The organism is Parabacteroides goldsteinii DSM 19448 = WAL 12034, from assembly GCF_000969835.1.
Classification (GTDB): domain Bacteria; phylum Bacteroidota; class Bacteroidia; order Bacteroidales; family Tannerellaceae; genus Parabacteroides; species Parabacteroides goldsteinii.
The window spans coordinates 482305-504057 of sequence record NZ_KQ033912.1; the positions used below are offsets into that span (position 1 = coordinate 482305).

The 21753-nt window shown below is 39.8% G+C and carries 11 protein-coding genes; all 11 read right to left on the minus strand.

Going from position 1 to position 21753, the window contains the following annotated elements:
• Positions 1 to 48 precede the first annotated feature (48 nt).
• On the minus strand, positions 49 to 723 hold the full coding sequence (gene lolA1, locus HMPREF1535_RS02195) for an outer membrane lipoprotein periplasmic chaperone LolA1 (RefSeq protein WP_046145167.1): 675 nt from the start codon (positions 721 to 723) through the stop codon (positions 49 to 51).
• A gap of 24 nt (positions 724 to 747) precedes the next feature.
• Positions 748 to 3264, minus strand: a complete 2517-nt coding sequence (locus HMPREF1535_RS02200) for an FtsK/SpoIIIE family DNA translocase (RefSeq protein ID WP_046145168.1) — start codon at positions 3262 to 3264, stop codon at positions 748 to 750.
• 122 nt (positions 3265 to 3386) lie between these two features.
• Positions 3387 to 6329: a glycoside hydrolase family 2 TIM barrel-domain containing protein gene (locus HMPREF1535_RS02205; RefSeq protein ID WP_052716636.1), complete on the minus strand. Its 2943-nt coding sequence runs from the start codon at positions 6327 to 6329 to the stop codon at positions 3387 to 3389.
• 6 nt (positions 6330 to 6335) lie between these two features.
• On the minus strand, positions 6336 to 9470 hold the full coding sequence (locus HMPREF1535_RS02210) for a sugar-binding domain-containing protein (protein ID WP_046145169.1): 3135 nt from the start codon (positions 9468 to 9470) through the stop codon (positions 6336 to 6338).
• Between the two features lie 129 nt (positions 9471 to 9599).
• Positions 9600 to 11168 (minus strand): RagB/SusD family nutrient uptake outer membrane protein, encoded by a 1569-nt coding sequence (locus HMPREF1535_RS02215; protein WP_046145170.1) that lies wholly within the window; start codon positions 11166 to 11168, stop codon positions 9600 to 9602.
• A gap of 17 nt (positions 11169 to 11185) precedes the next feature.
• Entirely contained in the window at positions 11186 to 14521 is a 3336-nt protein-coding gene (locus HMPREF1535_RS02220; protein ID WP_233584417.1) for a TonB-dependent receptor, read from the minus strand.
• A 144-nt stretch (positions 14522 to 14665) separates the two neighbouring features.
• Positions 14666 to 15649, minus strand: coding sequence for a FecR family protein (locus tag HMPREF1535_RS02225; RefSeq protein ID WP_046145171.1), 984 nt, complete (start codon positions 15647 to 15649; stop codon positions 14666 to 14668).
• Positions 15650 to 15727: 78 nt separating this feature from the next.
• Positions 15728 to 16279, minus strand: a complete 552-nt coding sequence (locus HMPREF1535_RS02230; RefSeq protein WP_046145172.1) for an RNA polymerase sigma-70 factor — start codon at positions 16277 to 16279, stop codon at positions 15728 to 15730.
• Positions 16280 to 16454: 175 nt separating this feature from the next.
• Positions 16455 to 18845, minus strand: a complete 2391-nt coding sequence (locus HMPREF1535_RS02235; RefSeq protein WP_046145173.1) for a glycoside hydrolase family 88 protein — start codon at positions 18843 to 18845, stop codon at positions 16455 to 16457.
• Between the two features lie 80 nt (positions 18846 to 18925).
• Complete coding sequence (locus HMPREF1535_RS02240; protein ID WP_046145174.1) at positions 18926 to 19897, minus strand: DUF1735 domain-containing protein; 972 nt, start codon at positions 19895 to 19897, stop codon at positions 18926 to 18928.
• Between the two features lie 26 nt (positions 19898 to 19923).
• Positions 19924 to 21744: a RagB/SusD family nutrient uptake outer membrane protein gene (locus HMPREF1535_RS02245; protein WP_046145175.1), complete on the minus strand. Its 1821-nt coding sequence runs from the start codon at positions 21742 to 21744 to the stop codon at positions 19924 to 19926.
• Positions 21745 to 21753 lie beyond the last annotated feature (9 nt).

Sequence of the window (21753 nt, forward strand, 5' to 3'; positions counted from 1 at the left end):
TATGTTAATTGAATATTGATAATTGGCTGTTATTTCATCGCTTCTATTTTACCTGAGGTCTATCACCTCTGCATCCGGATATTCGCTTTCTTTAAAAACAAAAAAGTCATCCGGTTGGTTTATCCCTGTCTTCAATTGGCTGATATGAATCGTGTTGCTGACTCCGTTCTTCGCTTCGATCCTGATCGATGCAGGGAAATTGGAGAACTTCTCGATTTGCAACACGACTTTGATAATATCGCCTTTTTTCTTTGGTGTCAGTTCGATATCATAAGCCGTTTTTCCGTTCGACGCAGTGCTTTCCCCTATATACTTAGGAGTAAACCCTTTCTTATATACACGTAACAACAAAGCCGGATTGGTAAATTGCAATTCCTCTCCGCTCGGCGTACTCACATTCACTTCGTCATTCCGTTCCACATAAGTCCACTGGGTAGTCCCGTCGAACCAGGTTATCATATCAGGAGTGACCAACGTAAATTTATCGCCTTTCATATTGATCGTTCCTTCAAAACTTTCCGATACTTTATGTACATCCGAACGGGTATTCAGTTCAAAAGAGGCTGTTATACCATTCGAGTTTTCGTAGGCAGAAGCCGCTTTATCGAGGATAGATACCGGATTCTGAGCCTGGCTTATCACTCTTGTTCCAAAAAGAAGGCACAACAGAAATCCCACAAACGCGATTCCCCGCCATATTCTTATTTTTCTCTCTCTTTCCATAAACTACATTTACTAAAGGACATATTATTTCAGGGAATTCAGTAACTGTTCCAGATTATACTCATCCTGGATCAGGACCTGACGGGCCTTACTACCCTCAAACGGTCCGACGATTCCGGCAGCCTCCAACTGATCCATCAAACGACCGGCACGGTTATAACCGATAGCAAACTTACGCTGGATCAGAGATGTTGAACCTTGCTGCTGAATCACAATCAGACGGGCAGCTTCATCAAACAACGGATCACGGTCTGACAGATCCACTGATCCCGGAGCCTTGTCTTCACCACCTTCACCTACATATTCAGGCAACAGGAAAGCAGTCGGATATCCGGCCTGACCGGAGATAAAATTGACGATTTGTTCCACTTCCGGAGTATCGACAAACGCACATTGCACACGATTTGTATCGCCTCCCTGTGAGAACAGCAAGTCACCACGACCAATCAACTGATTGGCACCCGGTGCATCCAGAATCGTACGCGAATCGACCATCTGCATCACACGGAATGCCATACGGGCCGGGAAGTTTGCCTTGATAATACCGGTAATGATATTGGTAGACGGACGCTGCGTTGCAATGATCATATGGATACCGACGGCACGTGCTTTCTGGGCAATACGGGCGATCGGTGTTTCAATCTCCTTACCGGCCTGCATGATCAAATCACCGAACTCGTCGATGATCACCACGATAAACGGCATAAATTTATGCCCCTTCTCCGGATTCAGATGACGGGAAATAAATTTGGCATTATATTCCTTGATATTACGCACATGCGCTTTCATAAGCAATTCATAACGGTCATCCATTTCCTTACAAACGGAATTCAGCGTCATAATAACTTTTGTACAGTCCGTAATTACCGCTTTGTCCGCATCCGGCAACTTCGCCAGATAATGACGTTCCAGATCGGAATAGATACCGAACTCTACCATCTTCGGGTCGACCATGACAAACTTCAGTTCCGACGGATGCTTCCTGTACAATAAAGAAGTGATCACGGCATTCAACCCGACGGACTTACCTTGTCCGGTAGCACCGGCCACCAGCAGGTGAGGCATCTTACAAAGGTCGAACATAAAGATTTCATTCGTAATCGTCTTACCCAGCACAACCGGCAGGTCATATTTCGATTCCTGGAATTTACGTGAAGCAACGACCGACTGCATAGATACAATCTGCGGATCCTTATTCGGCACCTCGATACCGATCGTACCTTTACCCGGCATCGGGGCTATGATACGGATACCCAAAGCCGACAGGTTCAGGGCAATATCGTCTTCCAGATTCTTAATTTTTGAAATACGGACCCCGGTATCGGGAATCACTTCATATAAGGTAATAGTCGGACCGACGGTTGCTTTGATAGAGGCAATGCTGATACCGAAACTTTCCAGCGTCTGCTTGATACGTTTCTGGTTAGCCATCTGTTCTTCCATATCGACCTGATGGTCGCTTACATCATATTTTTTCAGCAATTCGATCGGTGGATTACGGAAGCCGGACAAGTCCAGTTTCGGATCGTACTCACCTAATGAAGAAGCATCATACACTTCATCGTCTCCTGCCGGGACTTCCACCGTAAAACGAGGATCTCCGGGAAGATCTTCCGGCTCATCAGGCTGATTTTCCGCATTCGGAGCATCATACACTTCTTCTTCCTGCGGCACTGTCACTTCAAAAGCATCATCATGGGAGATCGTTGAATAAACCTCCGTCTTCTTCCGGCTCTCTTCCTTGCGGGCTGTTTCTATCTCTTTTTCAGTATCGAAAACAAATTCTTCTGTTTCCGGGCGTTCGTCCGGCTGGTCTGTCACTACCTGATCTGCTACCTCTTCCTCATCATCTTCATGGATATCCTCTTCTTCCGATACTTCTTTTTTCTCCCTTTTCAAACGGTTCTTCAACCATCCGAAAGAAAGGACACTTTGCAGGAACGGTATCGTCCGTTTGCTAGAGAATATGGCGATGATCAGAAACACCCCCGCCAACAACAGTATCGTTCCGGGAATACCGACATTCGTGATCATCATCTCCGACAGGTAATATCCGTGCTGTCCTCCCAGATAAATGAACGTATCTTCATATCCGCTGATAAAGACAAAGGCAAAAAACATAGATCCCCAAATCAGCATGGCTGCACAAAACAAAAACCGTTTCAACAGCGATACCCGGCGCAGGTTCATCAATTTAGCTCCTACCGACCCCAGGAAAAACAGGATCATAAAAGAAGATATCCCAAACCACCGGTTCATCAGCAGGTCTGCCAGGACAGCTCCCCGCACTCCCGTCCAGTTCTCTACGGAACCTCTGTTGGTCAGCAAGTCTGCCAACGGAACGTTTTCTATCTTACTCTGATCGGCCCCTCCCGTAAAGAAGAAAGAAATAAGAGCTAATCCTATATAAATGGTGATAATTGCTATTACCAATCCTGTAATGAAACGGGTACGCTCATTAGTGAAAAACATTTTCATCATTGCGAACTTACCCGGTTCATTATTATTATTTTGTTTTGTTGTAGTTGCTTTCTTTGCCATATAAATCCTCGTTAAATGATATCTGAAAAAACAGTCCAGATATTTTTATAACTTGCAAATATACATGATTATCTCCAAACTACCACGCAAAAATTCTAATATTCCCTATCAGTTCCTGGAAATCAATCAGCATTACGTTTCCCAAACAAAGTAACTTCTCCCATACCAGCACGTCCTTCCGATACACTATGAATTGTAACCCGAAAACACTTCACTTTTCTACAATTCAATTCTATCGGTTTAAACTCCCAACCGGTACACTCCTGCTCATAGACCAAACTCCAATTATTTCCATCAGATGACACTTCAACTGTATGTCCGTACAAAGAACTATCCTTTTGAAAAAGAATACGACTTGCCTTTATATCGACAGGTTCATCAAACGAAAAAGTCACAACCTGAGGTAGACTATCCGTATCCGCAATCCACCAACTACGATCATCTCCATCTACGAGATTTACTACAGGATAAGAAACATGAGAGCTGGTCGCTGTAACCTCTCGAGGAATTATCACAGGAAGATTTAGCAACATCCTTTCTTTTATATTCATCTTTTCCACTACGCCATCTTCTTCTTTCCCTTTAAAAGAAGCGTGAATACCGTCCGGCACGAATAGACCGTCATAAGGGATACTTTTTATGCCTGCTATCCCTTCCTGCAGATCTTTCGCTTCAGCCTTAACTATTATCTCTCCGGGATATTTGCCAGTCCGGACAAAAACAAAACCAATACCACCTTCTACCCGTTGACGACTAATACCTACCCGTTCAATACCATCACCTATGATCTCTCCCTGTCCACGTATTGACAAAGTAATCAAATCTGCAGCGTTATTCACTAATGTCCCGTTTTCATCACAAACCTTTATATAAACTGGTATCATATCACTTCCATCCGCCACCGGCATCACATTTTTATGATTAAAAAAGACTTCCAGATGGTGTGGTTTCCCAGGGGTACGTACCACATGTGTGGCTACAATTTTGCCAGCAGATAAACCTTCAGCCATTAATTCTCCTTGTTCATATCTATCCGGATAAAAAACAAAATCCGGACTTCCTCCTTTTTTTACTATATTAGGACGGAATGAGGTTCGCTCCAACCGAGTTTGTGTTCCTATAAGCCGTTTATTCTGATAGAGTTTTACTTCATCACAATTAGAAAATACAGTGATTGGGGATAAAGCCCCTCCTGTCTCCGAAGGCATATTATAGGAAGCGATAAACACCATCGGCCCTTCATATAAACCAGCTTGACTTATATTTTTATCACGCATGCTCTGCATCATATAATAACTGAACTTTGGGGCACGATTTATATCCACAACGCCACAATACATTGTCGTTTCCTGGCTTCCGCGATTATAATCATTATAACTCCATAGGAAATGTCCTCCTAAACGTTCATTAGCATCCAACATACACCAATCAAAATAACCTCTTCCTTCCAGCTGTTCATAACGAGTATTACATTGTTCAAGCAATTCTCTCCCATTCTCTGTTATGCTCACACGAGGTTTCTCTCCGGCTCCGTCTCCCCATTCTCGAGTTAGTAACGGCTTAATTACAACTTGATCCTCCGTATAATTGCTCATTACATTACCGTCTTTCGGGAAACGGGCTACTTGTTTATAGAACACATCATAACAATCCACCAGATCCGTATGACCGAAATAATCTCCAGCCGTATACATTTGATCACCGGGATATTCTTCATGTGCTATCCCATAAAGTATCTTAGCAATTTCCTTCGGATAACGCGTTTCATTTAAAGCTGTCTCCCATAAAACAACCGAAGTGTGATTCCTGTCACGCCTGATCATTCTACGACAAACCTCATAAACCCGGTTTATGAAAGTTGTATCATTATTAAAATACTGCCAACCCGGTATACATTCTACAACCAACAGTCCATATTTATCACAAGCGTCAAGAAAAGCCGGATCATGTGGATAGTGGGCTGCACGTACCGCATTATAACCACCCTGTTTCATATTAATTACTTCTCTTTCCTGTATTGAATTCGAAGCGGCATCCCCTACATAGGGATAAGCCTGATGCCGGTTTGCACCACGCATATACAATTTTTCTCCATTTATAAGAAAGCCATCTTCTGTCGTATATTGTATAGAACGTATCCCAATTTGCCGGGTGACCTTATCCACCGTTTTATCGTCAACTATCACTTCTGTTCTCAATTCATACAAACAAGGACAATAAGGATACCAAAGAGAAGGATTATCAACTGACAAATCTTGCTCCAAGTGAATACTTGCACCAGCTTTTAATGAAAAGAGATGCCGTTGACAAACAATTTCCTTATTATCCGAATCGATCAAACGAGTGAGAAGATATCCTTTTCTGGGAATATTGTACCGATTCCTGACATGAGTCTTTATATGTATCTTTGCCTTTTCTCTACTCACCTCGGGATACGTGACAAAAACTCCTCCTCCGGCTATTTCATTCTCTTCCAGAGGATCCGTAACATAAAGCTTATCTGAAATTATCATTTCCACATCCCGGTATATGCCGCTGTAATAATAAAAGTCCAGATCGCTCTGTGGTTTTCCCGGCGGAGTCAACGGATCATATTCTGCGGAGACCCGTACTGCCAAGACATTATTTCCATCAAAGTTGACCTTTCCCGTGATATCTGCAATAAAGCCAATATATCCACCATGATTTTCAGTTATTTCATACCCGTTCAGATAGACTTTGCATGAAGTCATCACACCTTCGAATGCTATACGAATATTTTTATCTCTATATTCAGGATCGAGAGTAAAATAACGACGATACCAACCTATCCCATCATAAATCACATCTCCACCACAATGTTTCCTCTCCAGTTGCATAATATGCGGAATTGAAACCGGCATCCAACAGGAATCATCAGCCGTAATAGATTCACCGTTTTCAATATCACCCCGAAAAAAAGCCCAGTCAGTATTCATTGAAAGGTTTATCCGTGAAACATTCCCTGCATACACTTCCGCAAAAAACATACAAAAGAAAATGATCCCACTTAAAAACTTATTTATATACTTTTTCACGCTCTTCATAAAATATTATTGTTTAGGCATCAAGGCTATTTCACCAACCAACAAAGATCTACCGTCAAGGCCTGTAAGCGTAATACCGATATTACCTAACAAGGTTTCTCCCGGATTCAACTTAAATGTAACCCATTTCCCTTCACGCGGAATATGATCGACAATTGTTTCTCTTCCATTGAAAAAAACAGTTCCTTTTCTAACCTTATTATCAGGATTACAGAGGAATAATTTAATTACACCATCAAAATCAAATGGCAATTTCAAGTCCAATTCAATCTTCTTTCCCTGCCATGCCGAAAATGATTTATCTACTATTATATTATCGCAATGAACACGATAACCATATTTATCTGTTTCATAAAATGTAGAAGCATCCTTTTCAAGTGCCCATTCCGTTACTCCGTTTTGCTCCCAACGGCCTCCGGCCTTTACATAGAGATACGCCTTTTCAAATTCACCAGAGGCTAAATAAGATGTGTTTATATCATACAATTCACGTTTCATCCAATCATAATCAATAATGTCACTTGGTTGAAAACCAGAGGAAGCGACATATCGTAGCAAGCTGTTCTTCAAAGTCCGCGCTGCCGGTCTCTTCTCCAACGAATCCACCAAATTATACCCACATATTAAAATACGTCCTCCTTCTTTACTTACAAATTCCATGATGGAACCTAATTTACGATTAAAATGAAAATCATGAATCGGTTGTACAATAGGACGTATAGTGGACGGAAATCCTTCTAAATCAAAACCACGTCCACCCTGACAAATCTCAAACCACTGAAAATCCAAATAGTTGTCGGTCGGAAAATTATTGAATGCCGGATGTGTGTTTCGAATAACCGCTCCGTTCGTGAACCCTTCATTTCCCTGATCTCCCGCCTGCCAGAAAGTAGGTTTCCAATGAGCATATCCGGCATTTTTATTACCTCCCAACCGATGTGCCCACAAAACAACATTCTTTCCAGCTTTAAGATAATCAATAGCTTCTGTAACAGAAGTTGTTTCTTTCACTGAATTATCTTTTAAATCCTTCTGTTCGGTGAATACCCATAAATTCCAGTTATTCTTATACTCCGTATCACGTATTGAGACCTCCAGAACCAGTTTCTGTGAACGATCTATTTTATTCAATGGTACTGATAAAAATCCTATTTTATTCAATACCGCATTTTTAATATCATAATGATCGAAAGTCCCTTTATCCCATACATAACCATTATCATTCCTTAATTGCCAATCGATCCTTGCATCTTCTATATCTTTATTGGCAAAATGAAAAACTTCTATTCCAACTTTCAATGTATCGACTGACATATATATATAAGATGGTACTCGCATAAGCGGAACTGTCGTATTACACCAATTTCTAACCTTTTTAGGTGTAACAATCCCTTTGTTATCATAAAATGAATCCAACCAGCCGACCAAAGCCACTCCTTGTCCCGGAAAATCCTGAATACTTAACAATTGAAAACCTCCACAATAAGGAGTTCTCAATAAAGATTCCACATTCTCCTTATACAAAGTAAGAGATTGGAGTCCGGAAGATTGTGTAAATTCTTTATTTTGCTCATATACACCATGCTTCAAGGCTAGTTTTTTATATGATTCCATCGATCGCGCTCTCAAATTTCCTGTATATTTATTTACTTCATTCCAGTCAGGATAAAACACCCATTGCCCGACTTCATGTTGAATAGATGGTAACGGAGAGGCATCTCCATACCACCTGGAATAATCCCAATCCGTGGATAATCGTCCTTCATTAATAAAAAGTAACGGATAAGGAGATGAAAGATCCCCTTGAAAATTGATATCCGAATTCGCTGTAACAGGTCGTCTGACCGATGCTGTATAAAAATGCCGCGGATCATGTTCTTTAACGTCCTTTATCCAGGGGTCCAACTTATTACGATCAAATCCCCCCAGTTCATTCCCCATTGCCAGCATGACCAAAGAGGGATGATTTCCATAAGAATCAGCTATCCTCCTTAACTCCGCATGTAAAAAAGGTTCCACCTTTTCGATATCCAATTCTTTACCCATCCATCCATCCCGCCAAAATATTTCACTCAATATATATAAGCCGAGTTCATCTGCTGCTTCAAAAGCAGCTTTAGGGGGAGTCCATGAATGAAAACGGACATGGTTTAAACCAAAATCTTTATAGGACCGAAGAATATGAAGCCAACTCTTTTTGTCTGTGGCCGGGTATCCTGTCAATGGAAAAACGGCACAATCCAGATTTCCTCTCAAGTAACGTTCCAAACCATTAACCGTTATATAATCCTCTGTTTTTCCAATCGAACGAAATCCGAATATAACAGGTTCATAAACATCATTTCCTAATTTACTCATCAAAGAACAGTTCAGTTCGTATAAAGAAGGAGAAAACTCATCCCAAAGTTTTACATCAGAGACTTTAAGAGATTCAACGATCCTGTTTCTTCCGGAAGTTATCCGACAATTCGACTCCATTGTATTAACCACCTTGCCAGTTTTCCTGTCCCTTAATTCAAAACACAGTTTTGCTTTCTGTTCCTTTTGGGATCGATTCAAAACTGAAATTTCAATATCTAATTGTCCCGTATCATCCGGAAAAGTACGTATCTGGCTGATTTGTACATCCGGATGTGACGACATGATCATTTCTCCGATTATTCCGTTCCAGATAATTTGTGTCTGTTCGCCATAACTATGTCCCCATTCATTTCCTATCGGATAGATTTCCCGATTATCAATACATAGAGTTAACCTATAAGTACCAGGAGATAACTTACCTAAAAAATAATAGTGAGGTGTCAATAACGATTCCTGCGCATCAATATATTGATCATTTAACCACAACTTACTTTTCCACATTATCCGCTCGAAACAAAGGGATACATTTTTATTTTTCCAGTTTTCAGGTATGCTTATATCCATCTGGTACCATGCTTTCCCTATATATTTATGCAACCGGGACAGTTTTCCTGTCTCAATAACTTCTGGACCATAACCACCTTCATCCGTAATACCCGGCAGTTTTATACTATTGATTAATGTTTTTGTATACCATAATTCTTCTTCGCCAATGTCAGCCGAATCCAGTTCAAACCGCCAATCTCCGGCTAACGATATCCGTCCGGTAGTTTGGGGCATTAAAAACTGATGTAAAGAAAAAAGTAGAAAAATACAACAGATTATTTTTTTCATTATAGTGATCTTTTATAAAAGTCAAGGCAAAACAGACAATCAGTTTTGCCTTGATTAGTTATACCGGATATTTTATCAGTACCCCGGATTTTGTTTTATCTCAGAAGCTGCATCAATCGTTGTTTGCGGAATTGGCCACAGGTAATGCTTGGCTGGATCAAAAATCCGAACTTCCGTCTTGATCCGTTCCTTTGTTAAAGCCAATTTACCAGTTACAGGATCCACTGTTCCTAAACGACATCCGTAAACCTGCCCAGGCATCACCTCCTCACCGATTTTCCAGCGACAAACATCAAACCAGCGTAATCCTTCCAAAGCCAATTCTACCCGACGTTCACGTCTCACGAGTTCTCTCATTTTGGCTTGAGTTATATAAACAGTTTTATCTACTTCACACATACCGGCACGACTGCGAAGTTCATTAAGTACATCATAAACAGAAGCATCAATTTCCCCTAACTCTACTTTACATTCTGCATACATTAATAAGACTTCCGCATAACGCATTACAATAGCATTCATTGCCGTATTCCACATATCTGCATAATCACTCAAATCATCCACATATTTACGAACCAGATAACCTGTTTTTGAACGTCCGTAAGGAGCATAATAATCCCCATTGGGATCGTTCTGATCTATCGGATCATAGTATTTTCCCTCGTACAGGTCACCCGGACATAAAATACTGGCACTAAGTCGAGGATCACGATTCTGATAAGGTTGGTCAGGATCATAAAGAGGAGATTCTTCTATTGTTTTTCCGTCTATACATTCATATATATCCACCAAACTTTGTGTCGGATTGATAGAGCACCACCCCCCGCAACTGGCAGGAGGCAATATTCCCAATGTCCCATTAGAATATAAATTTTCAACATACTGAACATCCATGATTATCTCCTGATTATTCTTGTTCGAAATTCGAAACAAGCCTCTGTAATTAGGAAACAAGGAATATCCCAGTTTCATAATTTCTTCACATGCTTTCAGGCAATCTGCATATTGATTATTGTACAACAACATCCTCGCTTTCAATGTCAATGCTGCTCCACGAGTAACACGCCCCACATCATTTCCTGTATATTTAATTTCCAGTTGAGGTGTTATCTCGGTAAGTTCGTCCAAAATAAACTGAATAACTTCTTCTTTCGGATTACGCGGTTTATTCGCATCTGTTATAGGTAAAACTTCTTTTACTAAAGGAACATCACCATAAAACAGAACTTTCCAAAAGTAATCCCATGCACGCAAAAATCGGACTTCCGCAGTCAGTCTGGCTCTCAATGCATCATCCATTTCTGGACGATGAATATTTTCCAGAAAATTATTGTAACGGACCATTTTGCTATATCCAAAATAATCTGTTCCCGGATCAGAAGGAGTTGCATACCCAGAAGCCTGAACCGACCATCCTTCCCAAGGGAACGGATCATGTGCATTATCGGAAGCACAATCTAAAGATATCACTTCTGTCATTGAAAACCACCCGTCGTAGCATCCCATAGCCGCAGCTACAGCATCTTTTTCCGTATTCCAAAATCCTTCGTTTGAAGGCTGATCCAATGGATTTCTTTCCAAAAAATCACTGCTGCACGCTGATAAAAACAGCGCACCCATTATCGAATAAATTATATTTCTCATTTTTTCATCTTATTAAATTAGAAAACAATATTTACACCAAACGTATGCGCTCTTAACAGAGGATTGGAACCGCCGTCAGTATATGTTCTTTCCGGATCAAATCCTTTTGGATATTTTGTAATGGTAAGCATATTTTGACCACTATAATAAAACCGTACTTTTTCTATATTAAGGATATTCAACCATTCTTTTGGTATTGTATACCCAATCTGGAGATTTTTCAATCGCAAATAAGAAGCATTTCTCATCCAAAATGACGAATTATAATATACACTACTGTTCTGCGACCAGGAAGACAACGGTCTTGGAAATTTTCCGTCAGGATTGGTCTCTGCATCCCATGCATCTCGATACAGAGAAGAGGGCTTTGATTTATCTCCCATTAATTCACCGACTGCCCATGAATGAAGAAATCCTTTTACATCGGCAGCACCTTGGAAGAATACCGATGCATCCAGATTTTTCCATGTAGCAGACAAATTTAAACCAAATATCCATTTAGGAGTACTACATCCTAGATAAACACGGTCTTCTGCATCTATAACGCCATCCTCTTTTACATCTCTATACTTAAAATCACCCGGACCGGCATTTGCTCTATTTATCACAGCATTATTCTTGACTTCTTCCTCATTTTGGAAAATACCGTCTACAATAAATCCACCATAGGAATCAATAGAATACCCCTCCTGCAGGAATTTATATCCGTTCCAAATGCGTGCACCGTTATTTTTTAAATCAACGATTTCATTTTTATTATAAGCAGTGTTCGCTGTAACATCCACAGTCCAATCTTTATGTGCATATTTGTATCCTAATTGAAGTTCAACCCCTGTATTATGAACCTCTCCTGCATTTTGATAAGGAGCTGATAATCCGTAAAGCGGACTAACCGGTAATTTCATTAATATATCATATGTCTTTTTCTTATAAGCATCAACTGACAAAACAAACTGATTGGATAAGAAAGCAACATCCAATCCCAAATTGATCGTTTCCGTTGTCTCCCATTTGATGTTCTTATTTGCTCCATCTACAGGAGCAACCCCCTGATAAACAGAACCACCCAAAGCATAGTTCTTCTGTGCAAGAACCGATTGATAAGGATAATTGGATATCGCCTGGTTTCCTAATCTACCCCAGCCTCCACGAAGTTTCAAATCAGACAAAATACCTCGGGTTCCTTCCATAAACGATTCATTAATAATTCTCCAAGCTGCAGAGAAAGAAGGGAAATTACCCCATCGTGTACTTTGAGCAATGCGGGAAGTTCCGTCCCTTCTGATATTGAGCTCCAATAAATATCTGTTATCGTAAATATAGCTTAAACGACCAAAGAAAGAACGGAGAGCTATTTCATAGGCAGAACCAGAAGCTTGTTGTCCATCCGGAGAACCGGCATTCAATTCCCATAAGTCATTATTCAGGAAATTGATCCGATATCCTTTTGTCCAGTCATAACGAGTGTACTCCTGTTCGAATCCTCCCATAATACCTATATCATGAGACCCAAAAGTCTTATTATAATTAATTAATGTTTGCAAATTGACACGTAATTGATTATTACGTTCATCCGTTTGACTATTAGGACCAATATACATACTAGGAGAACCTGTTTTCCAATTATAGAACTGCTGATCTTTTTTAAAACATTCCGCTACATTCGCTTTGTATTCAAATCCAACATTTTCCTGAAGTTTTAATCCTTTAACCGGTTCATAAGTAATATTTCCTACAGCACGACTCGAGTACCATTTTTCGTTATTTATATTATTAATATCCAAATTGGATATCGGATTACCATCGGAATTATAACCATAATAGCCATTTGAATATTTATAAGGGACAAAGGGAGCTATTGTATTTATCATAGTGAATAAAGAGCCTGTCGACCCTGTTTTTGCAGAAATAGGTTCTTTCATATCCCCATACATAAAAGACAAATTTACACCGGCTGTAATCACATTGCTTATTTTCGAATTCACATTACCTCTTACTGTATAACGATCATATTCAGAATTCTTAACGATACCATCCTGTCCTAAATAACCTACCGAAAACATATAGGACGTTCCACCATTTCCTCCGCTTATTTCTGCTCTATGATTTTGCATAAACCCTGTCTTATAAAACAAATCATGCCAATCCGTATCCGGATAATTATCCGGATCAGATCCATTTTTGAACAGAGCGATCTCTTCCGTTGTATATCTCGGAGCTTTACCTTCATAAATCAAAGCTTTATTATACAACTCTGCATATTCCGCAGAAGACAGATATTCCGGTAAACTAATTGCATTCTGCCATCCAACATATCCGTCATATTTTAAACGGGGAGCTCTTTCCGTTCCTTTTTTGGTGGTAATAAGAATTACACCATTAGCAGCACGTGATCCGTAAATAGCAGCAGATGAAGCATCTTTCAGGACAGATAGACTTTCAATATCATTCGGATCAATGTCACTGATACCGCTTACAGGCATTCCATCCACAACATACATAGGATTCGAATTATTTAATGTTCCAGTTCCACGAACACGCAATGTGGGGTTATCACGCCCTGGTTGTCCTGTATCAGAAGTTACCGACACTCCTGGCAACAAACCTTGAATAGCATTGGATATATTAGTCACAGGTCTGTTTCCGATCGATTCAGAATTAACTGCAGCTACAGCCCCAATTACATTTACCTTTTTCTGTACACCATAACCAACTACAACTACCTCATCAAGAGTTTGTAAATCTTCCTTCAGATAAATATTGATTGTATTATCTTTAGGAGTTACAGATTGTGCCAAATAACCGATAAAGGTAATTTCCAAAGAACTATTTTTTCCTATGGTAAGAGAGAATTTACCATCAATATCTGTGACTGTTCCATTGTGAGTACCTTTTTCTATTACATTCGCTCCAATGACAGGTTCTCCATTCTGGTCATAAACTGTTCCTTGCAATTGTTTTTTATCCTGTTGGGATTTCTTTATTTCCAAACTCGACAAGATTATGTAATTATTCACAAACTCATATTTCAAGTTATGTCCGGCTAAAGCTTCCTCCAAATATTCGGATACTTTTGCTTTCTTTTTCGTTAATGATAATTCAAAGTTTGAACGAAGACCGCTTGTACTATAGATTACCAGATAATCAGTCTGTTTTTCAATTTCTTTAAAAAGCTCTTCTATCGAAATTTTGTTTGAGTTCAATTCGATAACAGCATTTTGCGCTTCTGTATTCACTGCGAACAATTGACAAGCACAAACAAAAAGAATAAAAAAGGATATTTTCATAATTCTGAATGCCTTTTGGATATTTTTTAGACATAAGAAATGTATTAACAAAGGATTTATTTTCATATCTTTGTTTTGTTAAGTAAATACTATTTTTTTGATCACGAATGGGTTTGCTTTTCGCTAAATCGGTAGATACGCCAATATCTGCCGATTTTTTTAATTTGTCATGGGCTCATACATATTACATTTAAAGGTTAATACTTCTTTTTACTTACTCAGAACGATCTGATTCAACTCATCATCTTTTTTAATATTAAATTTATGTATCCGCTGGATCAACCGGAGTATTTCCAGCACGCCATCCCTTTGACGGAACTTTCCGACATATTCATAATTTAATATTTCCGGGTCTTTCACAATTATTTTTACATCATAATGTAACTCGAGTTTCTTTATGATGCTTCCTAACTTTTGCCTTTTAAATGTATAAATACCTTGGCGCCACAACAATTCATCCGGATCCTTCGTCGACAGTTCCAGCCGTTTCCCTTTCTGAACCAAATACTGTTCCGGAGAAAGTACAACTCCTTCCGACTCTGAAGAGGGGAAATAAGCCTTCACAGACCCTTGCTGAAGATAAACACCGGTATAGTCACTCCCCGGGTAACAGAACACATTGAACTGAGTACCCAAAGCCTTTACATCGATCGTTCCGGTAGAAACAATAAAAGGTACTTTTTCGTTTTTAGCCACATCAAAAAATCCTTCCCCCGATAAAAAAACCTTCCGCTCCTTTTCAAAAAAAGAAGGATAAGATAATTTCGAACCGGCATTCAGCCACACTTTCGTTCCGTCAGGTAACGTCAGTTCCGCACGCTGCCCGGCCGGGACAAGCAGTTCCTGCTGAAAAGCGATCAATTCTTTCTGTTCTGCCAGATTCCCCGAAAAATAATAAGAGGCCAGCATCCATGCAGAAACAAAAGCAATTACAATGATCGCAGCATACCGGCTGAAAGATATCAGCATTACTTTCCGCTTTTGAGAATTAACCAGCTTTCTGAAACAAGCATAATTTATCCGGCCCTGCTCCTTGTCCATCCGTTCGGGAGTCAATTCGAGCAAGCTATGTAAATGTTGATAATCTATTATCCGGGATTTCAGCACAGGGTCTTTGTAGGCTTCTTTCAGAAGCTGATCCTGTTCTTCTTTTGATAAATTTCCCTGACAATATTTTATTATTTTTTCATCCATCGTGTACGATTCTTTATATAGTAAACGAACAGGAAAAATAATCCCCCTAAACAAAATCAAATTTTTTTTCTGTTTATCTCAATTTTCCCAGGAAGATAAAAGGAACAGGAGTAGCGGTAAGTGGTTTTTCAATTCTTCTCTCAACTTTTTGTAGGCTATAGTCATCTGGCTTTCAATGGTTTTCACAGATACATTCAATTCTTCTGCTATTTCTTTCTGTTTTTTCCCTTCTATTTTACTCATTACAAAAATCTCCCGGCACCGTTCGGGTAACGTATCAAGTGCTTTCTCTATGATGTCTTTTATATTGTCTTCAGAAAGGCCTTCCAGATTGAAAGCCTCCAATGAATCAAATTTCATACGGAAAGACAGATCGAACTCCTCCTGCATTTTAACAGCAGCTTCCTGTTCCATCAACCTCCGCCGTAAATAATCGATACATTTATTTTTCACAGAGGTAAATAAATAGGCAACCAGATTTATGTGGAAACCCAGTTCCTCTCTCTTTTGATAGAACTCCAGAAAAACATCCTGTGCGATATTTTCAGCCTCCTCATCAGAAAGGACATAGTCGCGTGCAAAATATTTGACACGCGAATACCATGTTATGTAAAAATTCTCGAAATCCATCAATATATCCGATATCTCAAAACAAACTCCTTACTATAAACAAAAGTAAATAAAAACATCGAATATGCAAAAGTCATTATTTATAAACCAAATAAACCTCGAAAGTAAATAAAAACTTTCGAGGTTTACAATCATACTACTAATTATGTAACAGCTACTTCTAAACAAGTAGCTATCATTCTGTCAATTTATACATTTCACAAGCTGCCATCAGAAAACCTCCGGTCCCATACACCTGTGTCATTCTTTTTTCAATTCTCTTCGGAGCCTGCCCTACCGGTTGTACCCAACAGACTTTTCCTTCCGTATCTACTGAAGCGACAAGCGCTTTCCAACCTTTCGTTACTACCGGTAAAAATTTATCTTTAGGCAGATATCCCTGATTTATACCGTAAGCCAATGCATAAACAAACAACCCCGTACTACTCGTTTCAGGATCCGGATATGTTTCCATATCCAGCATACTTGTCCGCCAAAAACCATCTTCACACTGCAACTCAGCTACCCGGTCACTCATTTCACGGAATAGTTGTAGATAATACGGACGATATTTTTTATCCCCTGCCGGTAAGGTTTTCAATATTTCAGCCAGGCCACCCATAACCCAACCATTACCACGCCCCCAGAAAACCTTCTTTCCGTTTGCCTCACGTTTATCCAGATAATTCCCATCACGGAAAAATAACTTCTCTTCTTTATCATATAAATGTTCGTAAGTCGCTTTGAATTCCTTATCGGCAAATTTCATAAACGCCCTATTGCCGGTAATCGCATACAGACGGGAATAAACTGCCGGAGCCATATATAAAGCGTCACACCACCACCAACGGTCACTTTTTCCTTTCGATATATCGATATTTCCTTTTGGTTGGTGTTCGAGTACCCATTCCGCACGTGCCAATGTTGGAATTAACATATTGTCCTTCTTGTACTTTACATACATATCCAAATAAGCCTGAGCCACACAAATATCATCCGCATTATACATACGGTTACCTACCTGCCAATATTCTTTATTGAAGATATTCTCCAAATACTTAAAATATTTATTATCACCGCTCAATTCTGCCCAGTCGAACATTCCGTTATATAAAACTCCATTCCTCCAGCCACGGGCGACACCACTACTAAACGGCGCTGTTTTATAATCACGAAGCTGCCAATCCGCAACCTTAGCGGCAACTGTTTTAATCGCTTCTTTATTCAGGCTGCTATCAAATCCTTTCGCCTTTTGATTCACACGGATAGCACTTTCATAAGACTTAAAGCCAGGATATTTATAATTATAAGCCCATAAGACATTCGGTTGATCACCGGAATAATTACGAACAACAAAAGGACGAATATTGTCACGTTCCGAATCCCGGGTTACCGCCTCTGTCTTCCATTTATCCTTTCCTCCAACAAATGTCCATTTCTCTATTTCAAATACATTATTAATAGGCCGCGAGGTATAAACAACCGAAGGATTCTGATGATCCAGATAAACTCCTCCCGAATAATTTTCTTCGGTTTCCATATAGTTTTTATTATTATAATCATTACGCATAAAACACTGCGCGGCATCCGTTATTTTATGATTTTCCCATTCATTCCCGTTCCAGCGGGCATACCAATAAGAATGAGTACTTCTGGCATGAGAAAAACGGGCATAGACCAGAACAGGTTTTTCTTCCTGATCGAAAGCCACATCCCAAATCCAGGCCTTATCGAATGTTTTTGTTGCATCGTAGACTTTATCGGTCTGACTTGGCATCACTGGCTTATCAAAGCTATCCGATATAATTTCTCCGTTTGCTTTAGTCAGTTTCCCTTTTTCATACATCATAAAATAAATCGAATTCGTTGCTCTATCACGAGGATGGGCATCTGTAAAAGCAAAGAAAATTTTATCTTTATGATTAGTCGTAACTTTCATATAAGGACGGCCACTCTCTCCAAAAATCGTATCATTGACTACAATCGTTACCGGATCACTCCAGGTTTTAAAATCATCTGTCGCTATAAAAGTCGGTTTAAAATTACGTCCTCTAAAGAAGAGATACGTCCGGTTATTTTCTGAAGAAAGCATTGCCGGATTGGAATAACAAACACCTAATTTTCCGGGCATATCAGGATCGACTTGCTGTAATTCATTCCATGATGATATATCGGCCGGATTTTTCGATATCGCATAATAAATGGGAGAATTCTTGGTTCCGCCATGAGCAGAGAAAAAAATGGCAATTCGATTGTCAGGAAGTGCCATAACCGATGGATTCGCATGGTCATCGTAATCAAACTTATCTTTCAGTTTATACTGCCGTCTTTCCTGAGTTGCAGGATCATAACTAAAAGCCCAGATACTTCCCTCTTTATCTACAAATCCGCCAATCATCTTATCATTGACATAAATCGCACGGGGATCAGAAAACCAACACCAGGCACCATCATTTGTGATAAAGGCATAATCTTCAGCATAAGGAGGCGTGTCCCATTTATATTGTTGGGCATTCACTCCTCCTGCTAATAAACAACACGCCAGAAAAGCCGTATTACAAACTTTTCGTACATTTCTTGTAATCATATAGTTTTTTGATATTAGATATTATAAAACAGTGTCTTTGCTTAAAGACACTGTTCTTTTAAAAAACACAAATAAAAAACTCACTCATAGTTTCCCGGATTTTCATCCTGCCATTCATTCACTCCATCTCTTACACGGTTTCTGAATGTTAATGTATCCGTTACATAAGAGATAGTACCATCTCCATTATCGTATTTATACTTAAGGAATATTTTTCTATCCTGAAGTAGTTTGGCCTGATTAAAACGGGATTCTCCGTCCGGCAATACATTTATGTCAGAGGAAGAAGATTTTCCCACCGTAATAGTCCCGTCCGAATTTAAAGTCAACTTCATAGAACCTTTATCCGCATCATCTGCCAGACCGTTTGTCTCCAGTTCGAAAGGAGCGACTGTAGATAAAGTCCAGACTTTAGATTCCGGCTGTGGTATCTGGGTATAGTAAGCAACCGTATTCAGCGTATTACCAGCCGCATCCTTTACAACCCGAACTCCTCCATGCCAATAATTACCGAAAAGCATATTTTCATATTTCAATCCGATCACAGCATACCGCATGGGCTCTATGATAGAATCCGCATCAGCCGACTCTATATAAAAAGGTAATGCATAAGCTGCTTTCAATGTCTTCGGATCAGAAAGAAATTTAGCAGAATCCGCATAGACAGTAACTGTTCCGCCATGTGACCCCTTACGAATCACCATCTCTTCCGAATTACTTAATGAATAATAATCTGCTGGCATAGGCAACAGTTCATTTACACCCGCGACAGAATTCTTTATATAATTCTGTCCGCTTTTCATCCGTGCCAAAGCATCCGGTGTCACCAGATCATTCTTTATCTGATAACGAACAACACGGTCCTTATTATTTTCCAAAACCCCGGCCAATACAGTCCCTACATCGATCTTCAACCCCTCGCCAACGACAAAAGTCCTGACATTCTCCTGATAAGGAAAATAAACCCCATCATAATCATAATCTTTCACATATTCGTCATAGCAAGAAGTCAAAGCCGCAGCCAATAATATAAAAACTCCTATCTTTTTCATGCTTCTATGTTTTTATTAAATTCATTTTACTGCCAGTTATCCCAGCCTTTATTCTGTTCCAATTTATCCATTCTCAAGATATCATCATAGGGTAACGGAAGATAAGGTGATGTATAAATTCTATTTTCTACAACATCCTTATCATAATCAAAAGTATTCTCCGCATTCTTCAAAATTTTTGCTTTATAGACAGGTTGATTCAACATTTCAATGCTGCCATCTTTCGACCATCTCCTAAGATCATAAAAACGCATACCCTCGAAACAAGTTTCCAGACGCCGTTCATTCTGTATAAACTTTCTGAACTGATCTTTTCCCATTGTAGCGACCTCGTCCAGATAAGGATCATCGTCCGTATAAAGCTCTTTCCCATCATAAGTTTTTCTGGTACGCAAATATTTCATGGCCTCCTTTGCCGACAATCCGTCAATCGGATGATTAGGTCCTCCAATTTCATTAGCTGCTTCTGCGAAGTTCAGAACCATATGGGCCCAACGAATATAGAAACGGGAATGCGGCATCTTCTTTACGGTCGCATCACTCCAGTTTAGTCCCATATAAATATATTTCTTTATATGATAGTTCGTACGGCTGGTCGCTTTATTTCCTGCGGCATCTTTTCCCAATGCATCTTGATTTTCCCAACATTCAAAAGTATACATAGGCTTTGTCTCATTATTATCTCTGTTGGCTTTCGAATTATTATAAAAAATCACACTGTAAAAACGAGGGTCGCGATTAGCATACGGATTTTTCGGGTCATATAGTTTTGCTCCTTCCGGATGATCTTTCGGATAACCGTTCTTCATTGGAAAAGCATCCACCAGGTCCTGAGTAGCCCCTAGCGCACCATTCCCCTGGAAACCAGCCGGATACAAAACACGTTCCATTGCATCATTATTATTATCATAGCGAGAACCATAAACTATACCCGGAAAATTCGGATCAGTCCAATCAACTCTATTTACCGGATTAAATCCGTTTTTTACATTATCCACATTTAGTTTAAAGTCGATCACCTGTTTGGCATATATAGCTGCCTTCTCCCAACGTGTCATATCATTCTCCGGATTAAACAGCGGACTGGCATATGTAAGATACATTTGCGATTTGAGGGCAGTCATTGTGATACCGTCTAAACGGCCCCAATAACGAGAACCGGCATAAACCAGATCGCCCGCATTTTCCACTAAAAAATCGCGATGCGCGATCGGCAAATAAGCGTATGCGGAATCGCAATCACTCTCTATTTGTTTTACGCACGCGGCATACGTATCTCGTGCAAGGTTCATATCGTCCTCAAAAACATTTACCGGTTCGGTAATAATAGGGAACCCCAGCAACTCGCCACTCTTTATACCGATACCACCATAACGCCGAAGTAAATCCCACTGGAACCAGGCACGCAACGCAAAAGCTTCTCCCTGTAAACGATAACGTACCAGATCGTTAAAATGGGCATCTACCATAAAACGAGTATTAAACCCATGTTGATCTTTCAAAAATTTGTTGACTAAAGCGATTCCTTTATAATCCTCTATCCAATAAGCCTCAAAAGGATCCTTTGACGGAGTTAAAGCTCCGGTAGCCAACTTTGCCATCGCATGTGTAGAGCTCGTTACTACCGCATCATCGGTCGCCCCATCCAGAAAAAAGCCATTATTATGGTTATAATTACGCTGCATATAGTCATAGCACTGTCCGACTAATCCTTGTACAGCATCCTGGCGCTCCCAAAAATCCTCTTCCGATAATCTGCCGTAAGGATAAGGATCCAGAAAATCCGCACAGGATGTGCTCATCATAACTACTACTGCAAAAAGACTTGTTTTTACTATATTTTTCATCTTACTCTT